General features: G+C 58.0%; 4 protein-coding genes. 2 read left to right on the top strand and 2 right to left on the bottom strand.

Going from position 1 to position 12402, the window contains the following annotated elements; genetic code table 11:
- A partial coding sequence (locus VGL22_RS08220; RefSeq protein WP_465266422.1) for a hypothetical protein occupies positions 1-351 on the top strand: 351 nt, incomplete at its 5' end.
- 1131 nt (positions 352-1482) lie between these two features.
- Here VGL22_RS08220 and VGL22_RS08215 read toward each other — a convergent pair.
- Complete coding sequence (locus tag VGL22_RS08215) at positions 1483-6042, bottom strand: AAA domain-containing protein (RefSeq protein ID WP_465266421.1); 4560 nt, start codon at positions 6040-6042, stop codon at positions 1483-1485.
- 701 nt (positions 6043-6743) lie between these two features.
- Here VGL22_RS08215 and VGL22_RS08210 point away from each other — a divergent pair.
- Positions 6744-7754 (top strand): DUF3644 domain-containing protein, encoded by a 1011-nt coding sequence (locus VGL22_RS08210; protein WP_465266420.1) that lies wholly within the window; start codon positions 6744-6746, stop codon positions 7752-7754.
- Positions 7755-7892: 138 nt separating this feature from the next.
- On the opposite strand, the gene VGL22_RS08205 is transcribed toward VGL22_RS08210, so the two are convergent.
- Complete coding sequence (locus VGL22_RS08205) at positions 7893-12092, bottom strand: IPT/TIG domain-containing protein (protein WP_465266419.1); 4200 nt, start codon at positions 12090-12092, stop codon at positions 7893-7895.
- Positions 12093-12402: the final 310 nt, after the last annotated feature.

Here is a 12402-nt window from a genome sequence, read left to right as displayed (position 1 = left end):
GAGATATCGGGCACCGTCGAGTCCGCCGGCGCCTGGGGAGTGTCGCTCAAGGAGTTTCCCGGCCGCACCTTCAAGTTCTCGACTGTCGGCCTGAGCGCGGCCGATATGGCAGCGCGCCTGCTCGGCGAGCAGAATGACCTGACCCGCGAGGCAGTCAGCCAACAGGTTGATCTTCGTCGCAGTGACCTGACCAAATACCTGTCGAGCACTCTCTCACAAGGCACAAGCATCAGGGCCGTTGTTCCAAAAGGCTCACCGCAGAACGCTGAGAATGTTTCTGCTGTCATCCTGGCCGGCGGTGACAACATCAATCAGGAACTGATCGAGCGTGGATTTGGTCCAATACCGTGAGGATAAAGGTGACAGCGAAGCTCGAGCCATGCACGGTCTGCTTGGCCGCACCTATGGCTCGATAGCGGAAGGACTGTCCTTTCAGGGAGATAGGGATTTTCGTCCTTTGCCCTGTTTTGGAATCATAGAAAAGCACTACCGTAAACGCCGGGAATACTCAGATATATCCATATATATGAATCGCTTGCGAAGCATAGTCTGCAGCCATGATTGCCCGCCTTTACCGGCTTTGCCTACCGGCGCCGGCCAGGCCTCGCTCACCACGTCCAAAACTGCGCCACATGATTCCAAAACTGCGCCAACTGACTCCGGCACACCCTGAAAACTGCGCCACCTGAGCCCTGTCTGTCCGAGGCCCTTCCCATTATTTCCGGGATGGTCCGGGATGGTCCGGGATGGCGCTTATCGTCCGTCTTGCCTGCTTGCTCGTCTGCCTGCTTGCCTGCCTGCCTGCCTGCCTGACAGAGATCAAATCCCCTTTGTCCAGCGACGGGGATCACCCATCTCAGTGGCCGAGCAGTTCTGATAGCCTCTTCCTTTGTATGCGGGGAAATGTGGCTCAGATCTATCCTCAGGTCCGATTCCGGTTATCTAAGACGCAGGTCGATATCATCGCCCCAGGGATCGAGCTGATCAGTTGGGAACTCGCGAATTCGGGCCGCTACAGCCAGTGAATTCTTCCGTCACTGAATTCCCGTGATCAAGAACACCCCTCTTGCACTCCGATAAAACCCGATCTCCTCCGCCCGAGTGTGCCGGTCGTGGGCCCGACTACGGGCCAACCCGCCGGGCGTCGGAAAAACAGCAGTTGTGAACCCTGAGCCGGTCTCCCATTCCCTGATCTGCCCATAAAACCGAATCCTAAGCAGCGGCAACGTGTGCCACACGTGCGCAGCATTTTCCGCCTTAGGAGGGGATATGGCCCGCGAAACTGGCCAGATTATTCGCTGCGGATCCAGCGCATGACTGGTACACATCTACGTCGGCCGCGATCCGGAAACCCGGACACCTAGCCTTCGTAACGCAGTCGGATATTAACGAACGGAATCGGGGTAAATCTTGTCATGTCGTCGAATTGGGCTGCCGGCTGAGGACCCTCTCTCTTTAGCTCTAGCAAGAGAGCCGGCGGTATCAAAGCAAACGCGATTGCAGCTCCTCCGCTCCCGAATCGGCCAGGACCGACTCTTCAACAGGGGCGTGCCAGACGCGCTTCTCCACCATCGTGCTTGTGTGTTCGAGTGCGCCGAGCGGCTCGATGCCCATCATGTTCAGACGCTCGCAGAGCTCGTAAATTACCTCGTCCTTGCGCAGGGCCCAGGTTGAGGCGAAGCACCGCCAGAAAACCCAACCCGCTCTTTCGAGGATGCGTTGGCGGTTCATGTCGTGCGCCCATTTATCTGGCCCGTGGTATTCGTCGCCATCGCACTCGATGGCTAGTCGTACGTCGCCTGCGCCCTCGACCACCAAATCAATCCTGTAGGCCCCGGTCTTCACCTGGGGAATAACTCTGTACCCGCGGCGGGTGAGCTCCGAGTACACATCGCGCTCGAATCCCGATTCGCAGAGATCGATGAGCTTGGTGGTGTCTTCGGTATTGAGCACCATCGGCTTATCGAAATGGGAAAGCAAACTAGCCCGGAGGTCTTTGTCCGAAAGATCGGAGGCGACGATCGAACGCACCAAGTACATCCGATCCTGGGCACGACTCGCCGCGACATTGAATCGCTGGTCGAACATACTTCCAGACAATGCCTTGCAGTTCCGGCGATCGGCGACCATTGAAAGAAACATGATATGCCGCTCGCTACCTTGAAACGCCCGCGCATCACCGCACAGAAATCTCCGTCGCCTCAATTCGGCGGCATCGCACCTCTGTGTGACCACCGAGTCGATATGTTTCGCCTGCTCACTGCCGAGAAGGGACACAATTCCGATGGTTCGATGGGCAAAGTTTTCATTGGCAAGGATTGCGCTTATCTCATCAGCGATTGCTTGCGCTTCGCAATCATTGCGGTCATGTGCGTCGCGCAGCCCACCCTCGACATAGATATCGACCAACGGCGGCTCGATGCGCTCGGACGCTCTAGGGATGCGGAGCGGGAGGATCTGATTCTGGTAGAAGGTGCGATTCGAGTACGCAATGATTGGCGGCACACAACGGAAGTGCTCACGAAGCATCACTTGGTCTGCGGCAAAAACGCGCGCCGCCAGATCGTAGAGCGATTTCTCCGGCGTCATCTCAGCTTTGAACGGCTGTTCGGTGAGGAATCGGTCGAGCAGCTCTTGAATGCGAGTGCTCTCGATAAATCCGCCATCCGGCGACACCTGCTTATCGTCGCCGACTACCAGGATTCTCTTGCCGCGGAGAATTGCAGGAAGAGCCCAAAGGTCCGACTGACTCGCTTCATCTACGATCACCAGATCGAACGCGCCGACGTCTGCCGGCATGGCCTCAGAAATCCGACTGTGGTTCATGATCCAACACGGAACCGCGCCAGCGGCGTCGTACATCATCTCGCGAGCATCCCGTCTGTAGCGCGTGGCATTCGGCCCTGTGCCTTGGCCGATTCTCCGCACTGCGGTCGCATATCCCGCCAGAGCCTGCAAAACCCTTGGTGTCGCGTTCTGTTTGGTGGCGAGCCAAGCTGTCTTTGCCACCATTTCTCGGTAGAAGCGTGCAAGTCCATTTTCGACGTCGCGCCGCCGACGCGCCAAGGTCAACAGTTCTTCTCGCGCTTCGATCTGGTCGAGGTGTGTTCGCACTCGTGCCCAGTTCCAGGCCTCTTTCCAGGTCGTCGGGAAGGTGATGTCCTCGCCTGACGCCCCGACCGGCACGGACCGGACGCGCGCAGCCAGTTTGGGAGCGCCTGCTACCTCAATTCGATTGGTTGCATCTGCCAGGAAAGACAGGTAGCTTGCGAGCGCCGCAATTCGTCGCAGTTCCTCGATCAGTTCAGCATATTGCGCCCCGGCGCGCTCTCTGGTTATCTTCTCGTTGCCGAGCGTATCGCGCACAAAGGCCCTCAGCGCTTCCGAAACCGGACCTGTCTTTCCAGCCAGTTTTTCCTGGACGTCGCTGAGTTGGTTCGCGGCGCTGGACAGGCTCGCAAATACAAGATGCTGCCCGAGTTGGCGGCGAATCTCTTCCAGGTCCGCACGGTCGGTCCGCGTACCAACGTCGAAACCATTCCCGAAAACCTCGGTTGCACGCTTTCCAAGCTGCACGTCGAAATGACATGCCAGCCGGTGTGCCTTTCGAGCAGACAGTGCAATTAGCTCTAGTTGCCGCAGCGAGGTGACGCCTCCGGCCAAGGCAGGTACGGAGAGCAGATGCTGGAGGGTGTTCCACCGCGTCTCGAAGGTCAGCACCTGTTCGTGGAGTGCAATCCACTCCTTCACCTTTTGCCAGTCATCCCGGTTCGCAGGAGCCCTGCCTTGAACGCGCACCGCGGCGATGTATTCCTTCGCGTCGCCAGTCCCAAGAGCAAGGAATCCAAATGGTTTGCCTGTCTCTGCCGCTCTCGATACGGCGTCGGACGTCTTCCCATCCTCAAGGGCCTCAGTGGGAAAAGCGATCGGGAACTTGAGAAACTGAGCTCGCGCCTCGACTAATGTGTCCAGATCCTCGAGCAGAGACTCCAGAGCCGAACGCTCTGACGCAAAAGAGACATGGCCGCATCTCTTTCTCAGTTCGAACGGCCAGGACTCACCGGCATCCTTCAGTTCGCAGGTGAGAGCGATCATCTCCTCGAGTAGAACCACCAGAGCGCGGGCCGCTTCAAAGACCTCGGGGGTGTTCGCCTTGAGTGGTGTCAGCCCGCCGCTCCGCACTTCCTCTTCGATGGAACCTCTCTTGACGAGGACATCGTGCAGGTCGCAGATGGTTGCTACGGACGGGAAACTGTCCGGCGACGGGACGCGGGAGGTCACGTAGACCAAGTCTTTGCTCAGTGACCGGCGAGCCTCACGGAGTCGGCTGGCTTCGTCGGACGAGAGCGGAGGCGCATGTGGCGGGGACAAGGTGATCTCGTCGTCAAACCAGCCATGCCTATCTCTGCCGGACACCACGAGTTCGGCGAGCTTTTGGGCACGCATCTCAACGCCATCCACTTCGATCACCGAGAGCTGTTGCAGTGCGATCTCGTCAATTCGTCGGTCGATGGTGATGAGTTCGGCGTGGGCGCGGTCGATGGACCCGCGAAGACGCTCAATCTCCTGGCGGGTAAGCTCCGGATTGATCTGAGAGACTTTGTGCTGGATCGCCTCGATGGAGCCCTGAAACTGTCGGATGCCGTCCCGATCGCTGGTGAGTAAGGCAACTGTGAGTGCACGTACTTCTTCCGGGATCTTGTCCTGCAGAACGGAGAGCGCCGCTTCTCCGCGAGATGTGACGAGCACGCGCTTGCCACTCGCAAGGTAATGGCAGATGACATTCGCTATGGTATGCGTCTTGCCTGTTCCCGGCGGCCCCTGAACGGTTACACCGGGCGCGCGCTTCAGACGCTGCACGATGGTTACTTGTTCATCGTTGTAGGGCAATGGGAAATATAACTCTTCGACCTCCCCGCCCCCGGTTGTCGATCCGCGACCTGACAAGCCGCGGAATGTGATCGGCTCAAACTTGAGCGGCTCGTCGGACGGTTCCACTACCAGTGCGAGGGGGCCTTCGTGGATCGTGCAGCCATCTTCGAGCTTCTCCTGCAGACGCTTGAGGTCTTCAAAGAGGTAGTTGATCGTCCGCGGCCGAGAGAGCAATACCCAAGCGTCGGTTACAACGAGGTGCTCGCCCGCTGGCGGAGCCGTGCCATTCAGGTTCAGGACTTCCTTGTATTGACCCTCGCTGTCCAGGTTGCCGGCAATCAGTTTGAGTACATCTGAGTAGCTTCCGGGATCGAAGGGCGTCGTCGGCCGGTCCTTTTGTCTGGTGAGCTGCGCCATGGCGCTTCGCTCCACTTCGATGGTTCCCGACACCTGGCAGGCGATGAAAGCATCGAGCTCAACTTGAGTGTCCGTAGCCCTTGGACGAATCTCGATTGCCATCGAGTGGTCGTCGATCGACAGCTCCATCGCTTGGGTCAGAAGCGGATACTCAAAAAAGACGGTAGCTTTCTCCGTCTTCAGCAGCCAAGACGAGATCCCGATGCCCCAGATCAGTTCCTGCGGCTTACTTGTCTGTTCAGCCTCTATCTGGTGCATCAAGGTGAAGAAGTCTCCGTAAAGCGCGATGGTTCGGCGGCGCGGTTTTTCACCTGTGGCCCACCTCGTCCACAAAGCTGAATATGCAGAAAGGGCCTCGGCGGCGGCGGCCTTCGCCCGCGTCTCGACTTGGGCAACGTCAATCGGCTCGTCCCGTACCCTGGCCGCGTCCACACGCTGATTGATTTGTCTGGCTAGCGCTGGCTCATCGATGGAAGGAGGCAGACCATTGGGGTCAGAGCTGAAGCGGATCAGTGCTTTCGAGGCAGGCTGAGGCGGAGGAGGCGGTTCGGCAACCAGTCGCGGGACCTTGAGCCAAACATGGTCCCCGGCGACCTTGATATCGAACTCGACGCCGGGTAATCCGGCAATGTCGCCCCGCTGGCGCTGGAAGCCCTTCCCGCTCGCTAGTCGGTACGCAGCCGGATTGATCTGCTTGGCTTGCTCCTTGATGTAATCAAGAAGGCAGATTAGTAGGTCCCGTGGATCAGGCATTCAGGCTCCCCCGAACAGGGTGTACTCTACGGCGCCGTCTTGAGGCGGGAATCGATTGATTATTCATTGTAGCCACCCGAGCGTAAGGTGTTCCAGATCATTAAGATAATCCGGGACGCTTCCGGCGCCAGTGACGATTACCCTCAAGCTACCCTCAGGTGCATCCCTCGACTAACCTTAGCCCCGTGGCACTACTTCATTCCGGGCGGCAGCCATCTTGATGGTGCAATTGTCGGGCCGGGTCTCCTGAATGAACAATTCCAGAGTCTTAACCGTTTGTCCGGAAGCAGTGAGGACACCGACTCCCAGATGACGACAGTTAAGGATCGTTGAGTGATGCGTATGTATTCGAAGATCGACAATTCACAATCGTCAAGAAGTTCAACCGAGCGGAGGGTAACGGTCGCCTGACTGGCCATCAGCAGTCCAAACGCGGCTTCACGCATAGGCATTCAGAACAGCCGGCTGGACGATGTGCGTTCGGTGTGCCGAAACACAGATAATCCGGTCAAATTCTCTATTCGGGAAACTGACGAAAAGCCGACATTTCATTACAAATCGGTAGTCGACGAATGATTATGGCGACGATGCGCTAGTCGAGATTCCTCCTCAGACCCATTCTTTTCTGCCTCGGCAGAGGCGGTCTGCGTGGCGATTGAAGTCTGATCTCGTTGCCCGCCCTCCTTTAAACTCAGTGCACTATGGCAAAGCGTGTTCGGCGCGTCTGGTCTGTTTCACACGAACTGGTGAAGAAGGCCCGTGAGGCAATGCTCACGGCCGTTCAGATCTATAACAATCCGCAGATCGACTTCAAATCAGAGCTGTTCATAGTCACGACGGTCATTGCGTGGACCTACCTGCTCCATGCCTATTACCGTAAACAAAAGATTGATTACAGGCAGCTTGACCGCATGCCCGGTCGCAAAAAGTACGCGACCACACCCCGGGGCGCTGTGCGACTTTGGAGCCTAGAGGATTGTCTTGGCTGTAGGGAGTCTCCAATCGACCCAATCGTGAAGCAGAATCTTCTTTTTCTCATCGGCATTCGACATGAAATTGAGCATCAGGGAACCTCACAAATTGACAATCAGTTGAGCGCCAAGTTCATGTCTGCTGCGCTCAACTTCAATGCCGCGATCAAGAAGCATTTCGGAGACGCGCATTCACTCGAGAAGGAGCAGGCATTCAGCATTCAGTTCTCGACTTTTGATGAGAACGCCGCGAAGGAATTGTTGTTCCAGACAGACCTTCCGCCGAACATTCGGACATACATCACCGATTTCGAGAAAGACATGACGGACGCTGACTTTAACGATCCGCGTTTCTCATTCAGGGTAGCGTTCATTCGAAAACTGGCAAACGGAAAAGCCACCGCCGACAAACTTGTCGAATTTGTGCCGGCGGGGCCGATGTCGGACGAGATGAACCGCGTTTACGTCAAGGAGACTGAAAAGGTGAAGTACCGCCCCGGACAGATTGTTGCGATGATGAAGACTGAAGGATTTCCAGGCTTCACGATGCATGAGCACACCGAATTGTGGAAAGAGCTCGACGCAAAGCGCGAGCCAGGTAAGTTCGGCGTACTCGTCGCCGAAACGACTTGGCTTTGGTATCCAAGTTGGATCGAAGAAGTCCGAAGATTCTGCAAGGCTAACGAAGCTCGCTTCCGCTCGCGGGCTGCGGTGGTCGCGTCCGTCTCCGTAACGAGGTAGGTCGTCGTCCACGACACGCTCGGAACTCGGTGATTGGCGCGAACTCCCGCTTCGGCGAACGCTTTCAAAGCCATCCGTCTTTCCCGGGATTCTCTCCGGATTGCAATTGTTCTCCCTACCGGATTGCGTCGTTTCGCCTCAATTCACCTTAAGGCTCAATGTCTGCGTCACCGGGGCTGCACCTGGAATTGTCGCGGTCACGGTGAGCGTGTAGGTACCTGGAGGGGTTCCGCCCTTAGAACCTCCGCCTCCACCTCCGCCTATATTCCCTCCCGAACCGCACGCAGTCATGCCTGTGAGCAGGAAGAGAAGGAAGACGCCGGCGAGCCACGCCGTGTGCTTTCCCCGCTGGGAACGAAAAAGGAAGAGCAGAATTGCGAGGGCTGTCGTTTCGGGCAGCGACGGAAACCGCCGAAGCGATCCGCTGGTGGGAGCCTGTGTGGTGATGTTTACAGTAAAGTTGGCGCTGCCATTTCCATTTCCATCGATTTCGGGCACCGAGAACGAATCCGGGCTCACGGTGCAGGTGGAGGTTGCCGGTGCGCCGGTGCAGGCGAACTGGGCCGTGAATGCCGGGATGTAACCGTAGGAGACCACGTTGAAGGTATCCGTCGTGCTTTGTCCCGCTGTAACGGACAACTGGGTCGTACCTGGATAGAACACCACCGATCCGGAGAATCCCTGCACATAGAGGGATGGCTGCGAAGAGGCGTTGCTGTTGATGGTGAGTTGTCCGGATTCACCCTGGAGGCCGGAGTTGTTTACGGGGGTGTAGGAGACTGTTGCGGTGCAGGATTGACCCTGGCTGAGGGCAGAGGTGCATCCGCTGACGGTGAAGTTGGAGTCGCTGGAGGTGATGGTGGTGATGACGAGCGGAATGGCACCGGTGGAGGTGATGGCGAAGGTGGTGGTGGCTCTGCCGCCGGCGAGCACCGGACCGAGGACGATGGAGGATTTGTTGATCGTCACGGAGGCGACGCTAGGGGTGATGGTGAAGGTTTCGGCGGGGGAGGTAGTAGGATTTGCGCCGGCAGAATAGATGGTGATAGATGCGGTTCCGGGAGAGGCAACGAGAGATGCGGCCACCTGGGCGACGATGTGGCTTGAGTCGATGAGCTGGGATTGAAGTGCGTAGCCATTCCATTGGACCACGCTGTTGGGGGCAAGGACGGTGTTGCCGAAGGCGGTAAGCTCGAATGCCTGAGAGCCGGCGGGGAGGCTGGATGGGGTGATGGTGTTGAGAACAGGCGAGGCATCCGAGACGGTGAGCGGGAGCGAGTTGGAAATTTGCGTGTTGGAAGGATTCTGGACGGTAATGAGCTGGGTTCCGGGGCCGGGCAGATCCGTCATCTGGGTGGTGAGCTCGGTGGTGCTTATGAATTGCGTTTCAGCGGCGATGCCGTTGAGGTAGACGACGGAGTCAGGAACGAAGCCGGTGCCGTTTACGGTGAGGGGAAGGGCTTCTCCGGTGTAGGCCTGTGAGGGAGTCAGCGAGGTAAGGGTGGGAATAGAGGATGTGATGTGAGCGGCATTCCAGGCAGCGTCGAGCGTGTAGCTTGTGCTATCAGGATTGGTGACGGTGACGACATCTTCTGCCGGAGTGACGGCGGGCATGGTGAGGAAAAGCTTCGTGGAGTCAACGAACTGGACGGTGGCGGGATTGCCGTCGACCGTGACGGTTACGCCGTTCACGAAGCCGCTGCCCCGGAGCACGACGGATTGGCCGCCGCTTGCGTCGCCGTTGGACGGCGTGATGCTACCAATGGAGAGCGGGACGGAAGGCAGGGCGAAGACCGCGATGCCGTTGGGCTGCGCGACGTAGAGACGGCTGCCATCATGGCTGACGGCGAGGTTGTCTAGTCCTGCGAGGGATCCGGCGGCATTGCCGATGGTGAGTATGGTCTGGCCGTGGTGGATGTCGAATATCTCGACGCCTTTGGTGGTGGGGATGTAGCCGAGGCTTCCGCTGGAGTGGATGGTGGAGCCATAGACGGGATAGCGACCGGAGACAAGTTGGGAGTCGGGCTCGCAGACGGTGGCGAAACGAAGCCAGGTATCAACCTGATCGGATGTGTAGCACTCACCCATGACGCGATCGCCGATGTCCGTGGTGCTGAGATCATCGGAGCCAAGTTCTCCGGCGTTTCCCGATTTAATGATGCTGTCGCTTGCCGCAGACCAGAGCATGGGAGCGAAGTTTCCTGAACTTCCTCCGCGGGAAGACTGGGCGATGTAGACGAGGGATCCATCGGCGGAGGAAGTGAGCAAGGTATTGGCCACGGTAAAGCCAAGGACTATGGTGGTTGCTCCGGTGGTGAGGTTCACTTCGACGAGTTCGCCATTATCGAGAAGTTGAGCATTGGCGATGCTGACCAGGGCGGTGCCCCTCGCGGTGACGACGAAATCTGTGGGGTAGAAGGTGCCGGTCTGGTTGCCGGGGGTGGGGACGATAGTCTTCATGTCCTTGCCGGTGGTGAGGTCGATGATGTCGAGGGTGCAGGCGGAGGCGTTGGCTGCGAGGAGCTCAGAACCATCGGGAGATATGGCCAGGGCTGTCACCCGTCCGCTGGGAGGAGTCAACAAGACCGAGGAGGCGAGGGTTGCAGCATTTACGGAATAGACGTTTCCCGTGTTGGCGTCGGCGACATAGATGAGGTTGCGAGCGTTGTCGACGATCATCTGGTTGGGCAGCAGGGAAGGGATGAGCTTCTGCGTCATGTAGATGAAGCCGCCGCGGACGGTGGTTGTGCCGAAGTCGGAGGTGAGCTGGATGTCGGCCGGGCCCACGGTGCCGGGCGGAGTGGTGAAGTTGACGGTGTTGTAGCGGGCCGAGGTAACGGTAGCTGTAGCGCCGCCAACAGTAACGGTGGGGGAACCGCTGGTTGCGTCGAATCCGTTGCCGTAGAGGGTTACGGTGGTTCCGCCTTCGGTGCTTCCGGCATTTGCAGTCTGCTTGGTGATGACGGGGCCGTAGCTGTACGCGTTGGGGGCGAGGATCGCCCAGCCATCGGGGAAACTGATGGTGACATCGACGAGGCCGGGCTTGCCGGGCGGGGGCTGGACGTTGAGCACATTCTGGGAGACGTAGGTTGTGCTTGCGGGAGATTTCCCGAACCAGGAGGCGGCGCCGGCGCGATACCCCGCGCCGTTGAGGGTCATCGACCCAGGCGAGGTGGCGGAACCGGCATCGGGCGACGCATTGTTCCAGGCCTGGTAGTAAGCGCCGGGCAGGGTTGCAGGAGCCTTTGAGGGATCGAGGATGAGGAAGCCGGCGTTATCGATGAGCATGGCTTTGCCGGTGTTGCCGACCGCCAAGCCGTTGTAGCCCGTCCGGAAGGATAGGCTACCTTCGGGCAGCGGAGCTGTGGCCAGAAGCTGATGTGAGGAAGAGCTGTAGACGTAAATGACAGGATTGGAGTAGGAGGATGTTCCGCCACCTTGAAGTGTGACGGTCGTGTTCAGGCTAGATGCGACGTAGATCTTCGATCCGTCGGGACTGAAGCTGGAGCCCTGGGAGGTCCAGGCGAGAGTGGTTGGCTGGCCCTGGACGGCGAGATCGCCGATTTCCTGGAGGGATCGATTGCAGAGGATATGTCCGCCGAGGAGAACCATGGTGCCATCGGGACTCATGACGATATCGCCGTTGTTGGTGGAGCTGAAGTAGGTGTTGGCACTGTAGGTGCCGGAGGCAGTGTCGAAGACGGCGACGGCTTCGCCGGCGGTGTCTTCAGAAGCGATAACAAAGCCGTCGCCGTTAGAGGACTTGTACAGGTTGCCTGCGTAGTAGCTTGGAGGGTTGATCCATGATGAAAGAGTCGTGAAGGGATCGTATAGGAAGACAGATCCGCCGGTGGCGCCGATGGAAGTTGCGGTATAGGCGAGCTTGCCGTTGGAGAGAGCGGCGAGGAATTGCGGCACGTTGTTATACAGAGGTGATGTGCCCAATCCGGTGTAGTTGACAGTGGGTCGGATGATGTTGACGACGTGGAGGGTAGATGTATCGATTTCGAATATCATCTGGGCGGAGGCGTGTCCAAGGATGGTCACGTTGCTGCTCACGTAGAGGCGTGTGCCGTCGACTGAGAGGTCGAGTCCGTAGGCAGACGGAACGCTTATCTTCTGCACCACTCCGCCGGTAGCCTCGTCGATGACATAGACGGCACCTTCGTCGGGAACTGCGCCATAGAAGCGCTGATGAAAGGAATCGTAGAGTACGTGGGAAGGCTGCCCCCGGGTGCTGAGATGCTGATATCCGAATGGAATTTGTGCGATTCCCGAAGAGTTGAAGACAAAGCACACACCAAGGGCAAGGCCAAGCATTACACCAAAGCGCGACATTGAAGCTCCCAGAGCAAGAACGAAAGATATGAGTAGTTTGATTCAGAAGATGCCGAATTGTCCACATTCCTCTAGTTGTATCCGGCGTAAATGAGGCCGCAGTGGGTCTCATGGATCACCGCGCACTTCGTCAGTAACGCTTTGGTAAACATCTGATCTCGCCTCCGGCGAGATGATGCGCCTCCTTCGCCCCAGGTTTCGGATGGCAGGTTTGCGTGCAAAGGATGACAGCATTCCAGTCGAATCTCCAGCAGGATTCGACTGAGTGGCAGAATCGGGTATATCCGGCAGGTGGGGGCATTCCGTTGTA

It is taken from the genome of Occallatibacter sp. (genome assembly GCF_036502485.1).
GTDB lineage: Bacteria > Acidobacteriota > Terriglobia > Terriglobales > Acidobacteriaceae > Telmatobacter.
The sequence above is the reverse complement of the archived record's forward strand: the minus strand, read 5'-3'. Positions and strand labels throughout refer to the sequence as shown.

What these genes read in the sequence shown, in the direction of transcription:
- VGL22_RS08215 (WP_465266421.1), bottom strand. Translation starts at nt 6,042, where the DNA reads ATGCCTGATCCACGGGACCTACTAATCTGCCTTCTTGATTACATCAAG.
- VGL22_RS08205 (WP_465266419.1), bottom strand. Translation starts at nt 12,092, where the DNA reads ATGTCGCGCTTTGGTGTAATGCTTGGCCTTGCCCTTGGTGTGTGCTTT.
- VGL22_RS08210 (WP_465266420.1), top strand. Translation starts at nt 6,744, where the DNA reads ATGGCAAAGCGTGTTCGGCGCGTCTGGTCTGTTTCACACGAACTGGTG.